The following is a 22,391-nucleotide window of genomic DNA, read 5'->3' as shown; positions in this document are numbered from 1 at the left end:
GTCGGGTGAGATGATTTTCTCTTTGAGCGTGGGTGTGGTGTCGTCAGCGGTATTCCGGCCGCCGGGCCAGCCCTTCCTTGAGATGCTGGATCAGCAGCCGCACCTTGGGTGACAGGTGGCGCTGCGGCGGGTAGACGGCCCAGACGGCGGTGTTGGGCGGGCGGTGGCTTTCCAAAAGGGCGACCAGCCGGCCCGCCGTCAGATGCTCCACCACATAGTAGTCGGGCAGCTGGCACAGCCCGAAACCGCGCAGCGCGGCGTCCAGCACCGCCGTGCCGCTGTTGCAGCGCCAGCGACCCTGCGGCCGGAACAGCCATTCCGGGCCGTTTCCTTCCGAGGTGCCATCCTCCAGTGATCCCGCGTCGAAGGTCCAGCCGTCCGCCGTGCCGGTCAGGCAGTCGTGCTCGGCGAGGTCGGCCAGCCGGCGCGGCGTCCCGCGGCGCTCCAGATAGGACGGCGCGGCGCACAGATGCATGACCCGTGGCGCGATCCGCGTGGCGACGAGGCTGGAATCCATCAGCCGGCCCAGCCGCACCGCGAGGTCCACCCCCTCATGCACCAGATCCAGCCGGCGGTTGGTCAGCTCGATCTCGACGCGAAGCTGGGGGTGGCGCTCCAGGAAATCGTTGACCAGCGGGACGACGAACCGCTCGCCGTAGGCCACGGCACAGGTCAGGCGCAGCAGGCCCTTGGGCTCCGCCTGGAGGTCGCTGACGGCAAGCAGCGCCTCGTCCCGTTCCTCGATCAGGCGGCGGCACTGGGTGAGCAGGGAGCGGCCGGCCTCGGTCAGCGTCACGCTGCGGGTGGTGCGGTAGAACAGGCGGGCCTGCAGCCGGTCCTCCAGCCGCGCCACCTGCCGGCTGACCTGCGACGAGGAGATGCGCAGCCGCTCCGCCGCGCGGGAGAAGCCGCCGCACTCGGCGACCGCCACGAATTCGTCGATGCCATCCCAGCGGCTCACCCGTCCGGCCCCCATTCCGCGCCGATTATCCCCATACGGCAACAATCCTCTCCAACATTGCAGCGTTGTCAACGCGCGCGGAATGCTAACGTCGATCATCAAAGAAACGCGAACGCATGGAGACGGTGGGATGGTGAAGTCACGCGCGGCGGTGGCCTGGGAAGCGAAGCGCCCCCTGGAAATCGAAGAGGTCGAGGTCGCGGCGCCCAGGCAGGGCGAGGTTCTGGTGCGCATCGTCGCCACCGGCGTCTGCCACACCGACGCCTACACCCTGTCCGGCATGGATTCGGAAGGCGTGTTCCCGGCGATCCTGGGCCATGAGGGCGCCGGCATCGTCGAGGAGGTCGGGCCGGGCGTCACCTCCGTCCAGGTCGGCGACCATGTCATCCCGCTCTACACACCGGAATGCGGCAAGTGCAAATTCTGCCTGTCCGGCAAGACCAACCTCTGCCAGGCGATCCGCGCCACCCAGGGCAAGGGGCTGATGCCGGACGGCACCAGCCGCTTCACGGCGAAGGGCCAGCCGGTGTTCCACTACATGGGCACCTCCACCTTCTCCGAATACACGGTGCTGCCGGAGATCGCGGTTGCCAAGATCAACAAGGCCGCGCCGCTGGAGAAGGTCTGCCTGCTCGGCTGCGGCGTGACCACCGGCATGGGCGCGGTGCGCAACACCGCGAAGGTCGAGCCGGGCTCGACGGTCGCCATCTTCGGCCTGGGCGGCATCGGCCTGTCGGCGATCATCGGCGCCGTCATGGCCAAGGCATCGCGCATCATCGGCATCGACATCAACCCCGACAAGTTCGAGATCGCCAAGCAGCTCGGCGCCACCGATGTGGTGAACCCGAAGGACTACGACCGCCCGATCCAGGAGGTTCTGGTCGAGATGACCGACGGCGGCGTCGATTACAGCTTCGAGTGCATCGGCAACGTGAAGGTGATGCGCGCCGCGCTGGAATGCTGCCACAAGGGCTGGGGCGAGTCGGTGATCATCGGTGTCGCCGGGGCCGGCGAGGAGATCAGCACCCGCCCGTTCCAGCTCGTCACCGGGCGAGTCTGGCGCGGCTCCGCCTTCGGCGGCGTGCGCGGCCGGTCGGAGCTGCCGGATTACGTGGAGCGCTACCTGAAGGGCGAGTTCGAGTTGGACACCTTCATCACCCACACCATGGGGCTGGAGGACATCAACAAGGCCTTCGACCTGATGCATGAGGGCAAGAGCATCCGCTCCGTCATCCTCTACAACCCGTGAGGATCGGATGGAGTCGCAACTGACCCAGATCGCGGCGAACCGCTGTTTCGGCGGTTGGCACAAGCGCTTCCGGCACCGCTCCGCGGTGCTGGACTGCGACATGGTGTTCGCCGTCTATCTGCCGCCGCAGGCCGAATCGGGCACCAAATCGGGCAAGGTGCCGGTGTTCTACTGGCTGTCCGGCCTGACCTGCACCGACGAGAACTTCATGCAGAAGGCCGGCGCCATGCGGATGGCGGCGGAACTCGGCATCGCCATCGTGGCGCCGGACACCAGCCCGCGCGGCCCCGACGTCCCCGGCGACCCGGACGGCGCCTGGGACTTCGGGCTCGGCGCCGGCTTTTACGTCAACGCGACGCGGGAGCCATGGGCGAAGCACTACCGCATGCACGACTATGTGGTGCGGGAACTGCCGGAGCTGGTCGAGGCGGAGCTGCCGGTGACCGACCGGCGCTCCATCTCCGGCCATTCCATGGGCGGGCATGGCGCGCTCGTCTGCGCGCTGCGCAACCCCGGCCGCTACTGTGCCGTGTCGGCCTTCGCGCCGATCGGCAACCCGGCGAGCGTGCCCTGGGGCGAAAAGGCGTTCGAGCGCTTCTTCGGCACCGACTACGCGGCGTGGCTGGAGTGGGACAGCTGCGCCCTGCTGGGCCGCGCCTCCGAGAAGCTGCCGATCCTGGTGGACCAGGGCGACGCCGACAGCTTCCTGGAGAAGCAGCTGAAGCCGGAAAACCTGCAGCGGGCGGCGGCGGCGGCGGGCCACCCGCTGACCCTGCGGATGCAGCCGGGCTACGACCACAGCTATTTCTTCATCGCCAGCTTCATCGACGACCATCTGCGCCACCACGCGGCGGCGCTGCTGGCGGACTGACGCGTTCCGCCCGGACATACGGCCCACCCATTCACGGAATGGGCCGTATGTCCGGACCGGTCTCCCATTCGTATCGACAAGCCTCCGACCCAAAGGCATCATTTCGTTACGACGCGAAATAATTGGGAGGTTGTCGTGAAGTTCATGTCCAAGACCCGCCGTCTGGCCTTCGCCGCCGTCGCGGGCGCGGTCGCCATCGGCGCCACCGTCGCCGTGGCGCAGACCCCGGCCTTCTTCCGCATCGGCACGGGCGGCACCGCCGGCACTTACTATCCGGTGGGCGGTCTGATCGCCAACGTCATCTCCGGCGCCAACGGCGGCGTGCCCGCTCTGGTGGCGACCGCCGTGGCCTCCAACGGTTCCGTCGCCAACATCAACGCCATCAAGGGTGGTTCGTCCGAGTCGGGCTTCTCGCAGTCGGATGTCGCCTACTGGGCCCACACCGGCACCGGCCTGTTCGAGGGCAAGGGCAAGGTGGAGGACCTGCGCGTCATCGCCACGCTCTATCCGGAAACCATCCATCTGGTCGCCCGCAAGGACGCCAACATCAAGTCGGTCGCCGACCTGAAGGGCAAGCGGGTGTCGCTGGACGAGCCGGGCTCGGGCACGCTGGTCGACTCGCGCATCGTGCTCGGCGCCTTCGGCCTGACCGAGAAGGACGTGAAGGCGGAGTATCTGAAGCCGGGTCCGGCGGGCGACCGCCTGCGCGACGGGGCGCTGGACGCCTACTTCTTCGTCGGCGGCTACCCGACCGGCGCCATCTCCGAACTCGCGACCTCCTCGGGCATTTCGCTGGTGCCTATCACCGGGCCGGAAATCGACAAGATGCTGGCGCAGTACCAGTTCTTCGCCAAGGACACGGTGCCGGCCAACACCTACAAGGACGTTCCGGAGACGCCGACCATCTCCGTCAACGCCCAGTGGCTGACCAGCGCCAAGCAGCCGGACGACCTCGTCTACAACATCGTCAAGACGCTCTACAACGAGAAGAGCCGCGCCGCGCTCGAGGCCGGCCATGCCAAGGGCAAGCTCGTCACCTTGCAGACGGCGACCAACGGCCTGGGCATCCCGCTGCATCCGGGTGCCGAGAAGTTCTACAAGGAACAGGGCGTCCTGAAGTGAGGCGCGACTTCCATTAACTTTCCCATGTCGCATCCGACCAGCATAACCCTCTCCCCTCCGCTCACGCGCAAACGTCGTTTGCGCTGACGCGGCAGGCGGACCTTCGGTCCGCCGAAAGCGGGGAGAGGGTGGTCCGAAGGGCCGGTGAGGGGGATGCGCTTTTGCCGAACTTCCCGACACGCGCAACCCCCTCACCCTAACCCTCTTCTCAGAGGGGAGAGGGGAACGGAGAATCCATGACCGATACTCATCGCGATCCGCCATCCGACATCCGGCTGGATTCCGCGTCCATGGAACTCGACGAGGCCAAGGCGCGGGAGTTGGAGGAGAAGTTCGACTCCGAAATCCGCTTCCGGCCGCTGTCGCCGCTGGCGGGAAAGCTGGTCGGCGGGCTGCTGATCATTCTGTCGCTGTTCCACTATTACACCGCCGGCTTCGGCCTGCTGCCGGAGATGGAGCATCGCGGCATCCATCTGTCCTTCGTGCTGGGCCTCGTCTTCCTGGTCTTCCCTTTCACCAAGCGCGGCTACGGCGAGCCGGTGATGGGCACGCTGCTGCGCCCGCTCGGCATCGGCCTTCAGGACTGGGCGCTGGCCATCGGCGCGGTCGTCGCGGTGATGCACGTCCCGCTGATCCCGCTCGACGATCTGGCCTTCCGCGTCGGCAACCCGACCACCACCGACGTGATCCTCGGCTCCATCCTGATCATCGTGTTGCTGGAGGCGACGCGCCGCTCGGTCGGCTGGCCGCTGCCGATCATTTCGCTGATCTTCATGAGCTACGCGATCTGGGGGCCGCAGATGCCCGGGCTGCTGAAGCATCCCGGCGCCACGGTTTCGCAGCTCGTCGACCACCTGTACCTGACGACGCAGGGCGTCTACGGCATCGCGCTCGGCGTGGTGGCGACCTACGTCTTCCATTTCGTGCTGTTCGGCGTCTTCGCCACACGCATCGGGCTGGGGCAGCTCTTCCTCGACTGCGCGGCCTGGGTGGCCGGGCGCTACGCCGGCGGTCCTGCCAAGGTCGCCATCTTCGGGTCGGCGCTGTTCGGCATGATCTCCGGCTCCTCGGTCGCCAACACGGTGACGGTGGGCTCGCTGACCATCCCGGCGATGAAGCGGATGGGCTACAAGCCGCATTTCGCCGCCGCCGTGGAATCGACGGCCTCCACCGGTGGGCAGATCACCCCGCCGATCATGGGCGCCGCCGCCTTCCTGATGATCGAGTTCCTGGGGCTGCCCTACACGACCATCATCATGGCGGCCATCGTCCCGGCCTTCATGCATTTCTTCGGCGTGCTGGTGCAGGTGCATTTCGAGGCCAAGCGCAACGGCCTGCGCGGCTTGCGCCCCGACGAGATGCCGGATCTGAAGGAGGCCTTCCGCCGCGACTGGCCGACGGTCATTCCGCTGGTCGTGCTGATCGGCATCCTGATCGCCGGCTACACCCCCTACATGGCGGCCTTCTGGGGCATCACCCTGTGCATCGCGGTCGGCCTGCTGAACCCGCGCAAGCGCATGACCATCTGGGAGGTTCTGGACGGGCTGCGCGACGGCGCCAAATACGCGCTGGCGGTCGGCGCCGCCGCCGCCACGGTGGGCATCATCGTCGGCGTGGTCACGCTGACCGGCGTCGGCTTCAAGATCTCCTACATCGTCACCTCCACCGCGGGCGAGATGGCGGTGTGGGCGGGGGCCTTCCTGCCGGGCTGGCTGGCCGACGCCAAGGCTCTGACGCTGCTGTTCACCCTGATCATGACCGGCGTGGTCTGCATCCTGATGGGCTGCGGCATTCCGACGACGGCCAACTACATCATCATGGCGACCATCGCCGCCCCGGCGCTGGGCCTGCTGGGCGTGGCGCCGATCGTGGCGCACTTCTTCGTCTTCTATTACGGCGTGCTGGCCGACATCACGCCGCCGGTGGCGCTGGCCGCCTACGCGGCGGCGGGGATGGCGGGGGCCGACCCCTTCAAGACGGGCAACACCGCCTTCCGGCTGGGCTTGGCGAAGGCGCTGGTGCCCTTCGTCTTCGTCTTCTCGCCGTCGCTGCTGCTGGTCGCGCCGGGCTTCAACTGGCCGGACTTCTTCATCGCCTTCCTCGGCTGCATCGTCGGCATCGTCTGCCTGGGCGCCACCCTGACCGGCTGGCTGCTGACCAACATGCGGGGGTGGGAGCGGCTGCTGCTCGGCATCGCCGCCATTCTGCTGGTGACGCCGGAGTTGTATTCGTCGCTTCTGGGGCTGGCGCTGATCGTGCCCGTCCTGCTTCGCCAGATGTCCGCCCGCCGCCTGATGCCCGAAGCTGCCTAAAGACAACATCCGGTCTCTTCGAGAGGACCCGACCATGAACATTCCCCATCCCTACCTGATGTTCCTCGGCGACGTTCAGGACCAGCTCGGCGCCAAGACGGCGCAGGGCATCGTGGACTGGCGGCGCGACTGGTGCCTCGGCCAGATCCGGCTGGAGGGCTGCAAGGCCGACCTCGGCATCCCCGACATGACCATCGCCGAGGCGGCGGGGCAGGGCGCCCGCACGCTGGTGGTCGGCGTGGTGAACGCCGGCGGCGTCCTGCCGGAGCATTGGACGAGCGTCATCGTCCAGGCCATCGAAGCCGGCATGGACGTGGCGAGCGGCCTGCACACCCGGCTGGAGAGCATTCCGGCCATTGCCGAGGCGGCGGCGCGCCACGGCCGCCAGCTCTTCAACGTCCGCCATTCCGACCAGCGCTTCGCCACCGGCAAGGGCACCAAGCGTTCGGGCCGGCGCCTGCTGACGGTTGGCACCGACTGCTCCGTCGGCAAGAAATACACGGCATTGGCGCTGGAGAAGGAAATGCGCGCCCGCGGCATGGACGCCGATTTCCGCGCCACCGGCCAGACCGGCGTGTTCATTTCCGGGCGCGGGGTCGCCATCGACGCGGTGGTGGCGGACTTCATCTCCGGCGCCGTGGAATGGATCGCCCCGGCGGCCGATCCGGCCCATTGGGATCTGATCGAGGGGCAGGGCTCGCTCTATCACCCCTCCTTCGCGGGCGTGTCGCTGGGGCTGCTGCACGGCGCCCAGCCCGACGCCTTCGTCGTCTGCCACGAGCCGACCCGCAGCACCATGCGCGGCGTGCAGCACCCGCTGCCGTCGATCCAGGAGGTCATCGACCTGACGATCCGCTGCGGGCAACTGACCAACCCCGCCATTCGCCCGGTCGGAATCGCCATCAACACCAAGGCCTATGGCGAGGACGAGGCGCGCGCCTGCCTGGAGGCGGCGGCAAAGGCCCATGGCCTTCCGGCCAGTGACCCTATCCGGTTTGGCGTAGGCGAAATTATTGACCGTCTGACGGAAGAATTTGCCACTGAGTAACGTTAATAGGGGATGATCATGGTGCCGATGGGCGGCACAAAGCACAGCCGCCCATCGTCATAAGAATGATCGCCCGCCATCCCGTTCAGCCGAATTGGATCGCGGGTCCGGCCTCCCCACTTGGACATGATGAGCAACCGCACTCCCGCCACCCAATACGCCGCCCTTCCTTTTCGCCTTCGCAACGGCCGGCCGGAAATCCTGCTGGTCACGTCGCGGGAAACCAAGCGGTGGATCATCCCCAAGGGGTGGGCGGAGGAGGGCGTGAAGCCCTGCGCCATGGCGGCGCGGGAAGCCTATGAGGAAGCCGGCGTGCGGGGCACCGTCGATCACCGGCCCTTCGGAAATTTCCGCTACATGAAGCGGCTCAGCGTCAACAAGTCGGTGCTGTGCGCGGTGACCGTCTTCCTTCTGGAGGTCGAGGAGGTGCTGGACGAGTGGCCCGAGAAGGGCCAGCGCGAGCGCCGCTGGCTGACCCCGTCCCAGGCCGCCCTGGCCGTGGGGGAAAGCGGCCTCGTGGAGATGCTGCTGCGGCTGGGCATCCCACCGGACTGAGCCGGACCGGCAAGGGCCTACCGCTCGGGAGCGGATGGCCCCGGAACCTCCTCGCTGGCCCGACGGTAGCCTCCGGACCGCGCGGCGTCCGTACCGGATTGGGGCCCGGATTGGCCCCCGGAATCAGGATGGCCGGGCTCTTCCATGCTGGGGGACGGATGCTGGTTGACGGCCAGCGGCCCGCTGAACAAGCGGCGGATCACCGTGTAGAACACGGGGGTGAAGATCAGGCCGAACAGGGTGACACCCAGCATCCCCATGAACACCGCGGTGCCCAGCGACTGGCGCATTTCCGCCCCCGCGCCTTGCGCGATCATCAGCGGCACGACGCCCAGGATGAAGGCGAAGGACGTCATCAGGATCGGGCGGAGCCGGGTGCGCGCCGCCGCGACCGCGGCCTCGAAGCGGTCCTTGCCCTCGAACAGCTCGTTCTGGCGGGCGAACTCGACGATGAGAATGGCGTTCTTGGCGGCCAGCCCGACCAACACGACGAACCCCACCTGGGCCAGGATGTCCACCGCCAGCCCGCGCATCAGCAGGCCGGTCACCGAGGCCAGCAGGCACATCGGCACGATCAGGATGACCGACAGCGGCATCGCCCAGCTCTCATACTGCGCCGCCAGCACCAGGAAGACGAAGACGACGGACAGGCCGAACACCAGCAGGCCGGTGTTGCCCGCCGCCTTCTCCTGATAGGCCAGTTCGGTCCATTCGAAGCCGAAGCCGTCCGGCAGCGTGTCGGCCGCCGCCTTCTCCATCGCGGCCAGCGCGTAGCCGGTGGAGAAGCCGGGCAGCGTGTTCCCCTGAAGCTCCGCCGCCGGATACAGGTTGTAGCGGGCGACGCGGTAGGGGCCGGTGATGTTCTGGAACTCCGCCACCGCGCCGATCGGGACCATGTCGCCCTGCGCGTTGCGGGTCTTCAGGTTGGCGATGTCGCGCGGAGTCTGGCGGAACCGCCCGTCGGCCTGCGCGGTCACCCGGTAGGTGCGGCCCAGCAGGTTGAATTCGTTGACGAAAGAGGAGCCGACATAGATCTGCAGCGCCTCGAACACCTGATCGGCGGTGACGCCCAGCATTTCCGCGCGCTGGCGGTCGATGTCGGCGAAGACCTTCGGCGTCTTGGTGTTGAACAGCGAGAACACGCCAACGAGGCCTGGAATGCGGTTCGCCGCGGCGGACAACTCGTTCACCGCCTCCTCCAGCGCGGGCAGGCCGCGGCCCCGCTTGTCCTCCACCATCATCTTGAAGCCGCCCGAATTGCCGATGCCGCGCACGGGCGGCGGCGGGATGGTGATGATGAAGGCGTCCTCGATGGCGCCCAGCCGGGTCCTCAGGTCGCCCAGCACGGACTCCGCGGTCTGGCCCTTCGGGATGCGGTCCGCGAAGGGGGCGAGCGTCACGAAGATCGCTCCGGCGTTCGGCGCGTTGGTGAAGGTGGCGCCGTCGAAGCCGGCGAAGGGCACGGCGTGGATGACCCCCGGCGTCTTCAGCAGCGTGTCGACCGCGGTGCGCACCACCTCGTCCGTGCGGGCGAGCGACGAGCCGGGCGGCAACTGCACCACCGTGATGAGATAGCCCTGGTCCTGGTTCGGGATGAATCCCGTCGGCGCCCGGCTGAACTGCCACGCCGTCAGGGCGAGCAGCACCCCATAGACCGCCAGCACGATCACCGGCAGCCGCACCAGACGGCCGGTCAGCCCGGCATAGCCGTTGGACAGCCGGTCGAATCCCCGGTTGAAGCCGCGGAAGAAGGCGTGGACCGGGCGCGTCAAAGGCGACGGCTTGGGCGGGTGCTCCTCGTGCGGCTTGAACAGCAGCGCACACAGCGCCGGGCTGAGGGTCAGCGACACCAGGCAGGAGATCACCGTGGCGGTCGCGATGGTCACCGCGAACTGACGGAAGAACTGGCCGGAGATGCCGCTGACCAGGGCCGCCGGGATGAACACGGCGGTGAGCACCAGGGCGATGGCGATCAGCGCGCCGCCGACCTCGTTCATCGTCTCGTGCGCGGCGTCCTTGGGCTTCATGCCCTGGCGGATGAACCGCTCCACATTCTCCACCACGACGATGGCGTCGTCCACGACGATGCCGATCGCCAGCACCAGCCCGAACAGCGACAGCGTGTTCAGCGAATAGCCCAGCGCCGCCAGCACCGTGAAGGTGCCGATCAACGAGACCGGGATCGCGGCGATCGGCACGATGGAGGCGCGCCACGTCTGAAGGAACAGGATGACCACGACGACGACCAGCGCCACGGCTTCGAAGATCGTCTTGTAGACCTCCTCCACGGACTGCGCGATGAACTCCGTCGGGTTGTAGACCACGTCGTAGCGCATCCCGCTGGGGAAGCCCTTGGACAGGTCCGCCATGGTCGCCAGGATGCGGTCGGCGGTTTCCAGCGCGTTTGAGCCCGGCCTCTGGAAGATGACCAGCGGCACCGCCTGCTGGCGGTCCAGATAGGCGTTGAGGTTGTAGTCCTGCGCCCCCAGCTCGACCCGCGCCACGTCGCGCAGACGGGTGACCGCGGCCCCGTCGGTCTTGACGATGATGTTGCCGAACTCGCGCGGATCGGTCAGGCGGCCCAGCGTCTCGACGTTGAGCTGGAAGGCGCCGGGGGCCGGCACCGGCGGCTGGTTGATGACGCCGCCCGACACCTGGACGTTCTGCGCCTGGATCGCCCGCACCACGTCGCCGGCGGTCAGGCCGCGCGCCGCCACCCGGTCGGGGTCGAGCCAGACGCGCATGGCGTAGTCGCGGGCGCCGAACACCTGGATGTCGCCCACCCCGTCAAGGCGCGCCAGCACGTCCTTGATCTGCAGCAGCGCGTAGTTGGACATGTAGAGCTGATCGCGCGTCCCGTCCGGCGAGTTCAGATGGATCACCATCAGCATGTCGGGCGAGTTCTTGCGCACGGTCACGCCGATGCGCCGCACATCCTCCGGCAGGCGGGGCTCCGCCACGGCGAGGCGGTTCTGCACCAGCACCTGCGCGGTGTCCAGGTCGGTGCCCAGCTTGAAGGTGATGGTGAGCTGGAGCCGTCCGTCGCTGGTCGCCTGAGAGGCCATGTAGAGCATGTCCTCGACGCCGTTGACCTCCTGCTCGATGGGAGCGGACACGGTGTCGGCGACCACCTGTGCCGACGCGCCGGGGTAGGTCGCGTTGACCACGATGGTCGGCGGCGCGATCTCCGGATACTGGGCGACCGGCAGGGTCAGATAGGCGAAGACCCCGATCAGCGTGATGAAGATGGACAGGACCGCCGCGAAGATCGGCCGGTTGATGAAGAAGTGCGAAATGTTCATGGCCCCGGCTCCGCTCAACCGGCCGGCGGCTTGGGTGGCTCGATCCGTCCGTCCTGCGGAGTCACCTTGGCGCCCGGCCTGGCCCGGACGAGGCCGTTGATGATGACCTTGTCCGTTTCCTCCAGCCCGGAGCGCACGACGCGCAACCCGTCTTCGATGGGGCCGAGGCGCACCGGCTTCGGCACCACCGTCCCGTCGTTCCCGACCGTCAGGACGATCTTGTTGGCCTGGTCGCTGACCACGGCCTGATCGGGGATCAGCGTGGCGGTGTAGCGGTCGGACCCCGGCAGGCGCAGCCGCCCGAACTGGCCGGGCGTCAGCAGCAGCGACGGGTTGGGAAAGACGGCGCGGGCGCGGATGGTGCCGGCGCCGGGGCTCACCTGATTGTCGATGAAGTTCAACGTGCCCTTCAGGGGCCAGCTCTGCTCGTCGAACAGGCGGCCCTCGACCTCGATGCCGCCGTCGCGTTGCGACTTCAGCGCGCCGCGCGCCGCCGCCCGCTGGTAGGCGAGATAGTCGGATTCGCTCATGTCGAAGATGAAGTAGATCGGGTCGAGGGAAACGATGGTGGTCAACAGGGTCGTCGTGCTGGTGTCCCCGCCGACGATGAGGTTGCCGACGCTGACCTCGCGCCGGCTGATGCGGCCGGCGATCGGGGCGGTGATGCGGGTGAAGTTCAGGTTCAGCTCGGCCGTCCGGACGGCGGCCTTCGCCACCTCGACCCCGGCGGCGTCGACGCGGACCTGCTGCTGGCGCTCGTCGAACACGCTGGCCGCGACGTTGTCGCTGCGCCGCAGTTCCGACGCGCGGGCGAGCTGGCGGTTCGACAGGTCCAGCTTGGCTTCGGCCTGCTGCTGCTCCGCCCGCGCCGAGGCCAGAGCCGCCTCGAACGGGCGCGGATCGATGACGAACAACGGATCGCCCTGCTTGACGAGCTGGCCGTCCTGGAAGGCGATGGAGTCGAGATAGCCGCTGACCCGCGCCCGGATCTCAACGAAGTCCACCGCCTGGAACTGGCCGGTGAACTCGTCCCATTCGACGATCTCCTTGCGCAGCGGCGGGCTGACCGTCACCGGCGGCGGGGCGTTCTGGGCGGTCTCGGCGGCGCGGGCGCGGTTGCCGGACGGACCGGCCAGCCATAGGCCGCCGAGCGCCGCGATTGCAGCAAGGAGCATCGCCGGACCGACCCTCCTCCAGGATGCGGCCCTGCTCGTCCCCACCACCGTCATGGCCGCCTCCGCTCCCGCTTCCGGAGGATCAATGGTTGCATGGATCGGTCGAGTTCCCCAGAGCGCGAAAGCCGCGGCCATCATCCGTTATAAAAGGGAAGCGGGACGCCGGAGGGTCCGCCCCAATGGGTCAGACCGGGATGGAGTTGGCGACGAGGCTCGCGTTGAAGTCGTGGACCAGCCTGTGTTCGCCGCTGCCGGGGTTGTCGCGGATGGCGCCGCAGGGAGCTGCTGCGCGGGTGGGACGTCCCGGATGCGAGACATGGCGAAGTCGTCTGGTTGCAGAGTGGCGGGCCGCAAGGCGGCCTGGGTTTCCGGCCCGCTGGACCAATATTGACCTCATCAGTTCGCCATCAACCGCGGTGGTCCAATGCCGAAGCCGTTCCGCCGCAAGCCGCTTGCCCTCATGGCCATTGCCGTTTCGATCGCGTGTTCCGCTTCAGTGGGGTTGGCCGCGGATCCCGGTAAGGTCGATCCAAGGGGATTGATCATCCTCATGAGGCACGCGGAGGCGCCCGGAGTTGGCGATCCGTCGAATTTTCAACTCCGCGACTGTGCGACCCAGCGCAACTTGGACGCGAACGGCCGCGAGCAGGCACGGCGGGTCGGTGATCGGCTGCGCAGCCTCGCTGCCGGGGAGGCCAGGGTCTATTCAAGCCAATGGTGTCGATGCCTGGAAACGGCGCGGCTTCTCGATGTCGGGGCGGTGCAGGAGCTTCCGGTGCTCAACTCCTTCTTCGAGCGGCGTGAGGAGCAGGATGCGCAGATGGCCTCGTTGCGCCGCTTTCTGGCGGGACTGCCGGCCGATGGCGCGCCGGTCGTGCTGGTGACGCATCAGGTGGTTGTGACCGCGCTGACCGGTGTCTTCCCGGCGTCCGGAGAATCGGTTCTCCTGCGGGCGAACGGGACGGACAAGCCGGCCATCGAAGAGCGCATCAAGACCGACGGCTCCAGATAGATGGTTGGCGTGTGGAAGCCCGCGGGGCACGGTGTCAGCACCGTGCCCCGCGGGCTGACAACATCGGACGGCTCCGGGCGCCGTCGAGCACCCATTGCGCCCGAGCACCCTTTGCGCTCCCAAGGCTGGCCGGGAATGTCCCCTGTTACTCGGCCGCGATGGCCAGGGGGGTGTAACAGGATTCCTGCGGTTTTGGCGTGGCCGCCCTGAAGTACTCCAGCACGTAGACCCGTACGGCGCTGGACAGGTTGTTGGCATCCACAGCCTCCACCCGCTCGGAGAGGCGATTGCAGAGTTCGCCCACCGTCAGGCTTTCCTTCTGCGCGATTTCCTCCAGCCCCTCCCAGAAGGCGGTCTCCAGCCGCATGCTGGTGCGCTTTCCGGCGACATAAACGTTTCTGAGCTTCTTCGATGACATGGCAGGACCGTTGCGCGACAGGTTGCACTCTTATGTGTGAAGCGTCGCGGAGTCCGAGCCGAAAAACATGTGATGAACTTCACATGAAACGCAGGGGTTCATGGCGCGGGGCCATAAGGTCACAGGGTATGCCATCAGCCGCCTACGCCTCCAAAACGGATTCGACATCCGACAGGTCGCTCAGCCGGCGGGCCAGCTTGTCCGTGCACTGGATTTCCAGGATGCCGAAGCCGGCGTTGGGCGCGATCGCGTGCAGGTCGCCGGCCATGCCGTTCTGGCTGGCGAAGCGCTTGACCCGCTCCACCATGGCGTCGCGCTCGGGCCGGCCCGGACGCAGACCGGGCAGGGGGCGCGTGAACAGGATCTTGTAGCGCTTGAACATGGCGTGAGCCATGGGAGGGGCTCCCGGCCTGGGTGGGGCCTGATTGGGGACGGACGCGCCAGGGGGTGTGGCACGTCCGCCCCCGCCGGTGCAAGCTCTTCGGGCCGGCCTCAGTCCCCGGCCTCAGTCCCCGGCCTCAGTCCTTGGTCGGCTCCACATTCTCCGCGCCCTTGCGGGTGCCGCCGAAGCGGTCGGCGCCCTTGGCGTCGGGGGCGTCCGGCTTCTTGTGGTTGCCGGTGTTCTGCTGGTCGTCGGTGTGCTTGACGGTCTCTTCGGTGTGGGGCTGCTTCATCGCGGGGCCTCTTGCTCCGTTCGGAAAGGTGACCCCATCAACCGGTCAGACTCGTGGCCGTTCCCTCAGATCACGTTGGTCTCCAGCAGGGGGCGGTTCTCCACCAGACGGTCGTAGGCGAAGGCCGACAGGTTCAGGCTGCGGTAGGCGCCGGTCGCGATCAGCTCCGCTAGCCCGCGCCCGGCGCCCGGCGCCTGTTGCAGGCCATGGCCGCTGAAGCCGTTGCAGAACAGGAGGTTGCGAAGCTCCGGATGCGGCCCGATGACGGCGTTCTGGTCGATCTCGTTGTATTCATAGAAGCCGGCCCAGGCGTTGGTGACCTTGATCGCCTCGAAAGCGGGCACGCGCTCGGCCAGCGCCGGCCACATCATCTCCTCGAACAGGTCATGCTCCACCGTCAGGTTGTCGGTGTCCGGGTCGCGGTCGGCGGGCGGCGGGGCGCCGCAGATGAACTGCTTGCCCTCGGGCCGGAACCACACGCCGGACGGATCGATGACCAGCGGGCAGCCGGGAAGCTCCTCGCGGCAGTCGAACACGAAGACGCAGCGCTTGCGCGCCGACACCGGCAGGTCCACCCCGGCCATGGTGGCGACGCGGCGGGCCTGCGGCCCGGCGGCGTTGACCGCCACCCCGCAGGACAGCCGCTGCCCATCGGCCAGACGCACCGCGGTGACCTTGCCGTCGGCGGTGTCGATGCCCGCGACCTCCCCGGCGATCATGGTGACGCCCAGCGCCTTGGCCTTGCGGCGGAAGGCCTGCATCAGGCTGTAGCCGTCGAACCAGCCCTCCCCGGACAGGCCGAGCGAGCCGAGCGCGATCCCCTCCGCCGACAGCCAGGGGAAGCGGGCGGTCAGTTCCTCCGGCGACAGCAGCGCCACGTCGGCCCCGCAAGACCGTTGGATGGCGTTGTTCCGGCGCAGGATGTCCGCCCCGGCCCCGGTCGCCAGATAGAGATAGCCCGGCTCGCGCAGGCCCAGATCCACCGGGTCGCCGTCCACGGACAGATGCTCCGTCGCGTTGCGGATGAAGGACAGGCCGAACTGCGACAGCGCGATGTTCGCCGGCGTTGAGAACTGTTGCCGGATCGAACTGGCCGACAGGGCGGAGGAGGCGCGCTGGTAGGTCGGGTCCCGCTCCACCACCGCCACGGTGCCGCCGAAGCCGGGGTCGTTCGCCAGGAAATAGGCGACCGCGCAGCCCATCACACCACCGCCGACGATCACGACGTCGTACCGATCCGCCATCGAACGCTCCCGAATTAACCTTGTTTATCGTTCCGGTGATCGGGCCAGAAGGCGGGGCCGCCGTCAAGAGGGCTCAGGAGGCCCGGCGCTCACAGCCCGGCGATGGCGCGGGCGACCGTCATCCACTCGTCCCCCGGCTCGGCGTCGCGCAGGGCCAGCAGGGGCGGCCAGACGCCCAACCGGCTGCGGCGGCGCTCGGTGACGAAGCGGTCGATCTCCTCCGGCGTCGGCAGGCGGTCGGCCTTGCGCTGGTTGCAGCGGCGGTGCGCCAGCACGACGTTCGGCGCCGCGTCGAGGCCGCCATAGGCCAGCGGAATCAGATGGTCGAAGGTCGCCTTGGCCCCCACCGGCTCCCCGCAATAGAAGCAGCGCCCGCCTTGCTGGACGTCCATGAGGCGGTACTCGTCGGGACTGACGGGCATGACGGGTTCTCCGGAAGGCTTCACACCGGCAGGCGGATCAGCACGCGCAGGCCGCCGTAGGGGCTGTCGCTGAGCGTGATGTCGCCGCCGTGGCTGCGGGCGACGTCGCGGGCGATGGTCAGCCCCAGCCCGGCCCCGCCGGTCGCCTGGTTGCGCGAGCTGTCCAGGCGGAAGAAGGGCTTGAACACGTCGTCGCGCGAGGCTTGCGGGATGCCCGGCCCGTCGTCGTCCACCAGGATGTCGATGAAGCCGTGCTCCCGCTCCGCCCGCACCCAGATGCGGTCGCCGTGGCGCCGCGCGTTGGACAGCAGGTTGGCGAGGCAGCGCCGCGTCGCGTTGGGGCGCAGCGGCAGTGTCAGCCCGTCCGGTGCCGTCAAGGCCACCTCCGCCCCCTCGCGGCGGACGCCGGAGACCACCTCGTTCAGGATGCGGGTCAGGTCGGTCGGTTGCACGGCCTCTGTCCCCTCGCCGCGGGCGAAGGCCAGATAGCCCTCGATCATCGTCTCCATCTCGGTGACGTCGGTCAGAAGCTCCTCGACCTCCGGCCCGTCGCCGATCATGTCCAGCGCCAGCTTCATGCGGGTCAGCGGCGTGCGCAGGTCGTGGCTGACACCGGCCAGCATCTCCGTCCGCTGGGTGATCTGGCGGTGGATGCGCTCGCGCATGCGCAGGAAGGCGACGGCGGCCTGCCGCACCTCGGTCGCTCCCTCCGGCTTGAAGTTGCGCACGTCGCGGCCCTTGCCCAGCGCGTCCGCGGCGGCGGCCAGCCGCTTGATCGGGCGGATCTGGTTGCGCATGAAGATGATGGCGACGGTGAACAGCACCAGGGCCGAACCGACCATCCACAGGATGAAGATGTAGCTGGTCGGGCTGAACAGGCGGCGTTCCGGCGACATCACCGACAGCACGCCGTCCGGCATCTGCACGCGGATCTCGTACCATTCGCGGGTGATTCGGGTGTTGATGGCGAAGGGCCGCCGCACCCGCTCGTGCAGCGCCTTGCTGAGCGTGTTCTCCAGCATGCCGCGCAGCTTCGGCGGATGGTCGGGCAGGGTGCTGCCGGGTTCCAGCGTCACGATCAGGTCGGTGCTGCGCGCGGTGGCGGCCAGCGTCCAGTTGCGCCCCTCGGGGGTCGGGTCGTGCTCCAGCATGCCGATGACCATGGCGATGTCGCCGGCCACCGCGAAGGCCAGCCGGTTCGTCATGGTGTCCCAATGCCGGTCGTAGAAGATCCAGGTGGCCACCGCCTGGGCCAGGATGACCGGCGTCACGATGATCAGCAGCGAGCGGCCGAACAGCGTGCGCGGCAGGAACCGCTTCAGCAGCCCCGTCTGCTCGCGGCGCGGCATCGGCATCGGTGCGGCGGCGGTGTCGGTGGTCATGGTCCTGGTCCTAGTGCTCTGGGTCCTCTGGGTGCTCCGGCGGCCCCCGTTACGGGTCCGGCCTCAACACATAGCCCTCGCCGCGCACCGTGTGGAGGTAGCGCGGCTCCCGCGGGTCGGGTTCGATCTTGCGGCGCAGTCGGGTCACCTGAACGTCGATGGTGCGGGCGTTGCCGGCGACCTTGCTGCGCTCCGTCAACTCCTCGCGTGAGAAGATGGTGCCGGGGGAGGCGGCGAGCACGCGCAGCAGCCCCGCCTCCGCTGTGGTCAGCCGCACCACCTCCTCGCCCGCCCGCAGCTCGTCGCGGTCGGGCAGGTAGATCATCGGGCCGAGCTTGACCGGCTGGGGCGGCACCGGGTCCGCCGGTCGGCTGGCCTGGCGGCGCAGGATCGAGTTGATGCGCAGCAGCAGTTCGCGCGGGTTGAAGGGCTTGGCGAGATAGTCGTCGGCCCCGGCCTCCAGCCCGGCGATGCGGTCGTCCGGCTCGCCTCGCGCGGTCAGCAGCAGGATGGGCAGGTCGCGCTCCCGGCGCAGCGATTCGGTCAGCTCCAGCCCGGTCTCGCCCGGCATCATGATGTCGAGCACCAGCAGGTCGAAGGCGAGCCCGGCCAGCTTGGCCCGCGCCTCCGCGGCGTCCTTCGCGGTGGTCACCAGGAAGCCGTTGCCGGCGAGATACTTGCGCAGCAGTTCGCGCAGGCGGGTGTCGTCATCGACGACCAGGATGTGGGGCTGGTCTTCTTCAGTCATGGCGCGACTGTAGCGCAACCGCACCCCCCGCACCAAGGGAAGCGGCGCCGGCCAGACCACGCATCAAAATGCGCTTCACACCCGTATCAAGCCGCCGCATCGGCGCCCGCGGTCAGCTCCGCCAGGGTGGACAGGATGCGGTTGGGAGCCGCGGGCTTGGTCAGCACGAGGCAGCCCGCGTCCTTGGCGGCGCGCACGAGGTCGGCGGAGAGTTCCCCGGTCAGCAGGATGGCCGGAACCTCCCGTCCCAGCACCCCGCGAAGGGTCTGGATGCCGCTCAACCCGTCGGTGCCGCCGGGCAGCCGGTAGTCGCTGAGGATCACCGACGGCGCCTGAAGCGTGGCCTGCGCGGCGGCGAGGGCGGAATCGAAACTCTCCGCCGCCATCACTCCCGCTCCGGCCTGCTCCAGCAGCAGGGTCAGGGAACTGCGCTGCAGCGGATCGTCCTCGACCACCAGCACCCGCCGTCCGGCCAGACGGCCGGGAGAGGACTCGGCGGTGCGAGCCGGGGGGGCGGGGTCCGCCGACCGAGGAACCGCCATCGGCGCCGGGGCCGCGGGGGGCGGGACGCGGGGCAGGGTGACCGTGAAGACCGAGCCGCGGCCGACCCGCGACCGGACCTCCAGCGGGTGTCCAAGCAGGCGGGCGGTGCGCTCGACAATGGACAGGCCGAGGCCGGCACCGCGCGACCCGTCACGGGCGGGGTTGCCGATCTGGTAGAACTCCTCCCAGATCGTGCCCAGCTCGGCGGCGGCGATGCCTTGGCCGCTGTCCCAGATTTCCACCCGCAAGCCGTCGCCGCGGGGCCGTGCCCCGACGATCACCCCGCCGCGCGCCGTGTACTTGACGGCGTTGGACAGCAGGTTGCGCAGGATCGGCTGCAGCCGCGCCGGATCGCTGCGCACCCAGGCTTTGGTGGGCATCACGGTCAGCCGGAGGCCCTTGCTCTCGGCCTCCGTCCGCAGTTCGGCGGCGAGCTGGTCGAGCAGCGGGGCGAGCGGGAAGGCGCTGATCTCCACCGGAACCACGCCGGCCTCCAGCCGCGACAGGGTCAGCAGATCGTCGAGCAGCCGCTGCCCGGCCTGGAGCGACGCCGAGGCCATGGCGCCCAATTGCTGGAGCGTCGGGTTCGGCGCCTCCTTCAGCAGCAGTTCGTGGAAGGCGGCCAGACCTTGCAGGGGTTGGCGCAGGTCGTGGCTGACGGTCGCCAGCACCTTCATCTTGGCGAGGCTGGCCATCTCCGCGCTGCGCAGGGCCTTCTCCAGGTCCGCCGTGCGCTGGCGGACGCGTTCGTCCAGGCTCTGGTTGGCGCGCAGAAGCTCCGCCCGGACCGCGTCCTCCCGCCGGGCCCCGGCGAGGGCGAAGACGAACAGCACCAACGCCCCGGTCAGGATGCCGCCGCTGACCGCCGTGGTCCACAGGGCGCGCTCCCGCCAGGGGGCCAGCACCTCGGCCAGGGGGCGGCTCGCCACCACGACGATCGGGAAGCCGGTCAGCATCCGCGCGGCGGTGATCTGCGTGCCCTCGATGATCGCCGGGCCGTCCGGCGGGTCCCAGGGCTGGGGCCAAGCGGTGGTGGGGGGCTCGACGGCGCTGTTCGGCGGCCATTCCGCCAGCTTCTCCTTGGCGCTGGTGAACAGGGCCAGCCGGGCACCCTCGCCCCAGCCGGCCTCCCCATACATCTGCGAGAAATAGGTGTTCCGGATGCCCGCCACCGCGATCGCCTGGAGGATTCCCTCCTCGTCGCGCAGGGCGCGGCTGATGGTGAAACGCCCCTGGCTGATGCCGGGGCCTGCGGGCAGGTGGGACCCGACATGGAGGCCCAGCGGCGGTCCCTGGTTGACGCCCAGATGGGCCTGGGCATAGTCCCGCTCCGACAGGTCGCGGGGCGGCGGCGGGTGTTCCGCGCTGTCGAGAAGCAGTCGGCCCCGCGCATCGAGCGCCCAGACGCCGCCGACCTGCGGCAGGCGTTCGGCGCGGGCGTGCATCGCCGCCTGGATGCGCCGCCCTTCGGCGGGGTCGCGGCGGTCCCACCGTTCCAGCGCGTCGAGCAGCATGCGCAGCTGGGCGTCCCCGGCTTCGATGGCGCGGCTGGCGTGTTCGTCGAGCAGATGGGCGGTCGCGGCGAACTCGCGGCGGGCCTGTTCCAGCGTGACGTGGCGGTCGCGCGACACCGACAGGGCGGACACGCCGACGCACAGAGCGGCAAAGGTCAGGAACGCGGCCACGAGATGGGCACGCTGCATGCCGCCGGCTCCTTCAGGAAAGCTAAGTCAAAAGAATCGGGTTGCCAAAATCATGGGCTAAGCAACAAGCCGGGGACAACTCCGCCGAAGGGCAGGGACGACACCGACGAACGAGGCAAGAGTCGTGAGTCGAAACAAGTGGGCGGGGCTTTGCCCAAAGGGTTCGGGTTGCATCCCGGCCTTTCGATCCCCACATGAAAAGAGTCGAATTTCTTTGGGTCTACGGTCCGCTTGCAGATCGCTGCGTCTGGTCCTTCCCCTCGGTGATTTGATGTGAACCCGTGGCACGAGCGCCATGGGAAACCTCGTTCAAGGAACTACCAGATGGCTACTGGAACCGTGAAATGGTTCAACACCACCAAGGGCTACGGCTTCATCCAGCCGGATGACGGGACGGCCGACGTGTTCGTCCACATCTCCGCCGTTGAGCGGTCGGGCATCAACATTCATGAAGGCCAGAAGCTGTCCTACGAACTCCAGCGCGACCCCAAGAAGGGCAAAAGCGCCGCGGCCAACCTGAAGGAGGCGTGATTTTCCGCTCCGATTTTTTCGGAGCCGCCCGTTCAGGGGCCGCCCGTTCAGAAACCGGTTGCCCCCAATCCTGTAACAGCCGCTTCACAAAAGAAACGCATGCTCCATGGACCGCCGGGACCGCCGGGACCGCCCGGATGGTGCTATGGGGCACGATGACGATCACAGGAGGCATGCATGGCATCCGATAACCGCAGCGCGGATCGGAATGATCTCGACTCCATGACCCGCGAGTTTCTTGCGAAGGGGGGTAAAATCGTTCAGTGCCCGCCGGGGTCCTCGGACAGCGTGGTGTACAAGCGCACGTCCTTCCGCCGCCGCGGCGCCGCGAACGCCGCGGGCAAGGACGGGGCGGAGGGCGCCGCCGGCACACCGCCGGCGGATGCGGCTCCGGCCGCCACCGCCACCGCCGCCGCCGAGCCGGCCCAGACCCCGGCCAAGGATTGAGTTGACCGGAGAGTGAGTTGGCCGGGGTTTGACCCGACGGGTTTCCGGTCCGGTTCCTACCGCTTCACGGCGGCGAGCCGGGCCGGCACCGGGGGTGCGAACTTCACCCGGTCCTCCTCGTCCATCATGCCCAGCATCACCTTGCGGAAGCCCTCCACGGCCTCCGCCCCGGCCATGCGGTAGGCGCGGGCGATCCGCTGCCGCTGCGTTTCGGAAAGCTGGCGTTCCAGCTCCACGCCCTTTTCCGTCAGTTCCAGCAGACGCTGCCGCCGGTCCCGCACGCCCGTCTGCTGCTGGATGAATTCCTGCCGGACCAGCTCCCCCAGCACGCGCGACAGGCTCTGCTTGGTGATCTTCAGGATCGCCAGAAGCTCCGACACGGTGATCTTCGGGTAGCGCCCGACGAAATAGATGACGCGGTGGTGCGCCCGGCCGAAGCCGATCTGCGCCAGGATCTCGTCCGGCTCCGCGGTGAATTCCCGATAGGCGTAGAACAGCAGCTCCATGCCCGTGCGAAGTTCCTCTTCGCGCAGGAAAAGCTGGTTCACGCCCGCTTTTATGTCAGCCATGTTGACGTGATCGGTGCGATTCGTTACAAATGGGTCAATAAGCCAGACATAAACGAACAAAGCCCGCGAGACAAGCGCGGCTTTCGACAATTCCATTCCAAGT

General features: G+C 68.3%; 21 protein-coding genes. 9 read left to right on the top strand and 12 right to left on the bottom strand.

The window, feature by feature from the left end; genetic code table 11:
* Positions 1–43: 43 nt before the first annotated feature.
* A complete protein-coding gene (locus Sp245p_RS17830; protein ID WP_041812638.1) occupies positions 44–961 on the bottom strand; it encodes a LysR substrate-binding domain-containing protein in 918 nt (305 codons plus the stop codon).
* Between the two features lie 130 nt (positions 962–1,091).
* Here Sp245p_RS17830 and Sp245p_RS17825 point away from each other — a divergent pair, with 130 nt between their 5' ends.
* From Sp245p_RS17825 to Sp245p_RS17795, 6 genes are all read left to right on the top strand, one after another.
* Complete coding sequence (locus tag Sp245p_RS17825; protein ID WP_014197521.1) at positions 1,092–2,210, top strand: S-(hydroxymethyl)glutathione dehydrogenase/class III alcohol dehydrogenase; 1,119 nt, start codon at positions 1,092–1,094, stop codon at positions 2,208–2,210.
* A gap of 7 nt (positions 2,211–2,217) precedes the next feature.
* The gene (gene fghA / locus Sp245p_RS17820) at positions 2,218–3,081 is read left to right on the top strand and encodes an S-formylglutathione hydrolase (protein WP_014197520.1); all 864 of its coding nucleotides are present in this window, start codon (positions 2,218–2,220) and stop codon (positions 3,079–3,081) included.
* 135 nt (positions 3,082–3,216) lie between these two features.
* Positions 3,217–4,203 (top strand): TAXI family TRAP transporter solute-binding subunit, encoded by a 987-nt coding sequence (locus Sp245p_RS17815; RefSeq protein WP_014197519.1) that lies wholly within the window; start codon positions 3,217–3,219, stop codon positions 4,201–4,203.
* 236 nt (positions 4,204–4,439) lie between these two features.
* Positions 4,440–6,515, top strand: coding sequence for a TRAP transporter permease (locus Sp245p_RS17805; RefSeq protein WP_014197518.1), 2,076 nt, complete (start codon positions 4,440–4,442; stop codon positions 6,513–6,515).
* Between the two features lie 34 nt (positions 6,516–6,549).
* Positions 6,550–7,563, top strand: coding sequence for an N-acetyltransferase DgcN (gene dgcN / locus Sp245p_RS17800; protein WP_014197517.1), 1,014 nt, complete (start codon positions 6,550–6,552; stop codon positions 7,561–7,563).
* Between the two features lie 129 nt (positions 7,564–7,692).
* Positions 7,693–8,118: an NUDIX hydrolase gene (locus Sp245p_RS17795; RefSeq protein WP_014197516.1), complete on the top strand. Its 426-nt coding sequence runs from the start codon at positions 7,693–7,695 to the stop codon at positions 8,116–8,118.
* Positions 8,119–8,135: 17 nt separating this feature from the next.
* Here Sp245p_RS17795 and Sp245p_RS17790 read toward each other — a convergent pair whose 3' ends face one another.
* A complete protein-coding gene (locus tag Sp245p_RS17790) occupies positions 8,136–11,420 on the bottom strand; it encodes an efflux RND transporter permease subunit (protein WP_041812301.1) in 3,285 nt (1,094 codons plus the stop codon).
* Positions 11,421–11,434: 14 nt separating this feature from the next.
* On the bottom strand, positions 11,435–12,595 hold the full coding sequence (locus Sp245p_RS17785) for an efflux RND transporter periplasmic adaptor subunit (protein WP_041812299.1): 1,161 nt from the start codon (positions 12,593–12,595) through the stop codon (positions 11,435–11,437).
* A 424-nt stretch (positions 12,596–13,019) separates the two neighbouring features.
* Between Sp245p_RS17785 and Sp245p_RS17775 the strand changes: the two genes are divergently transcribed.
* Positions 13,020–13,607, top strand: a complete 588-nt coding sequence (locus Sp245p_RS17775) for a histidine phosphatase family protein (RefSeq protein ID WP_041812297.1) — start codon at positions 13,020–13,022, stop codon at positions 13,605–13,607.
* 145 nt (positions 13,608–13,752) lie between these two features.
* Here Sp245p_RS17775 and Sp245p_RS17770 read toward each other — a convergent pair whose 3' ends face one another.
* The 8 genes from Sp245p_RS17770 to Sp245p_RS17740 all read right to left on the bottom strand — a co-directional run bounded on the left by Sp245p_RS17770 (position 13,753) and on the right by Sp245p_RS17740 (position 20,741).
* Entirely contained in the window at positions 13,753–14,025 is a 273-nt protein-coding gene (locus Sp245p_RS17770) for a ribbon-helix-helix domain-containing protein (protein WP_041812295.1), read from the bottom strand.
* A 142-nt stretch (positions 14,026–14,167) separates the two neighbouring features.
* Positions 14,168–14,419 carry a hypothetical protein gene (locus Sp245p_RS17765; RefSeq protein WP_014197510.1) on the bottom strand — a complete coding sequence of 84 codons (252 nt, stop codon included), beginning with the start codon at positions 14,417–14,419 and terminating at the stop codon, positions 14,168–14,170.
* Positions 14,420–14,543: 124 nt separating this feature from the next.
* On the bottom strand, positions 14,544–14,699 hold the full coding sequence (locus Sp245p_RS34975) for a hypothetical protein (protein ID WP_014197509.1): 156 nt from the start codon (positions 14,697–14,699) through the stop codon (positions 14,544–14,546).
* A gap of 65 nt (positions 14,700–14,764) precedes the next feature.
* On the bottom strand, positions 14,765–15,943 hold the full coding sequence (locus Sp245p_RS17760) for an NAD(P)/FAD-dependent oxidoreductase (protein ID WP_014197508.1): 1,179 nt from the start codon (positions 15,941–15,943) through the stop codon (positions 14,765–14,767).
* Positions 15,944–16,032: 89 nt separating this feature from the next.
* A complete protein-coding gene (locus Sp245p_RS17755) occupies positions 16,033–16,365 on the bottom strand; it encodes an HNH endonuclease (protein ID WP_014197507.1) in 333 nt (110 codons plus the stop codon).
* Between the two features lie 20 nt (positions 16,366–16,385).
* Entirely contained in the window at positions 16,386–17,747 is a 1,362-nt protein-coding gene (locus tag Sp245p_RS17750; RefSeq protein ID WP_014197506.1) for an ATP-binding protein, read from the bottom strand.
* Between the two features lie 49 nt (positions 17,748–17,796).
* Complete coding sequence (locus Sp245p_RS17745) at positions 17,797–18,495, bottom strand: response regulator (RefSeq protein WP_041812634.1); 699 nt, start codon at positions 18,493–18,495, stop codon at positions 17,797–17,799.
* Between the two features lie 86 nt (positions 18,496–18,581).
* Positions 18,582–20,741, bottom strand: a complete 2,160-nt coding sequence (locus Sp245p_RS17740) for an ATP-binding protein (RefSeq protein WP_014197504.1) — start codon at positions 20,739–20,741, stop codon at positions 18,582–18,584.
* A gap of 324 nt (positions 20,742–21,065) precedes the next feature.
* On the opposite strand from Sp245p_RS17740, the gene Sp245p_RS17735 reads away from it, so the two are divergent.
* Together Sp245p_RS17735 and Sp245p_RS17730 are read left to right on the top strand one after the other, a co-directional pair.
* Positions 21,066–21,272 carry a cold-shock protein gene (locus tag Sp245p_RS17735; protein ID WP_014197503.1) on the top strand — a complete coding sequence of 69 codons (207 nt, stop codon included), beginning with the start codon at positions 21,066–21,068 and terminating at the stop codon, positions 21,270–21,272.
* A 177-nt stretch (positions 21,273–21,449) separates the two neighbouring features.
* On the top strand, positions 21,450–21,719 hold the full coding sequence (locus Sp245p_RS17730; RefSeq protein WP_109138713.1) for a hypothetical protein: 270 nt from the start codon (positions 21,450–21,452) through the stop codon (positions 21,717–21,719).
* A 56-nt stretch (positions 21,720–21,775) separates the two neighbouring features.
* Here Sp245p_RS17730 and Sp245p_RS17725 read toward each other — a convergent pair whose 3' ends face one another.
* On the bottom strand, positions 21,776–22,288 hold the full coding sequence (locus tag Sp245p_RS17725; protein WP_035676767.1) for a MarR family winged helix-turn-helix transcriptional regulator: 513 nt from the start codon (positions 22,286–22,288) through the stop codon (positions 21,776–21,778).
* Positions 22,289–22,391: the final 103 nt, after the last annotated feature.

The sequence above is a fragment of the Azospirillum baldaniorum genome (assembly GCF_003119195.2).
GTDB classification, from domain to species: Bacteria; Pseudomonadota; Alphaproteobacteria; order Azospirillales; family Azospirillaceae; genus Azospirillum; species Azospirillum baldaniorum.
Note: the sequence above shows the minus strand (reverse complement) of the source record. Positions and strands in the feature narration are given on the sequence as shown.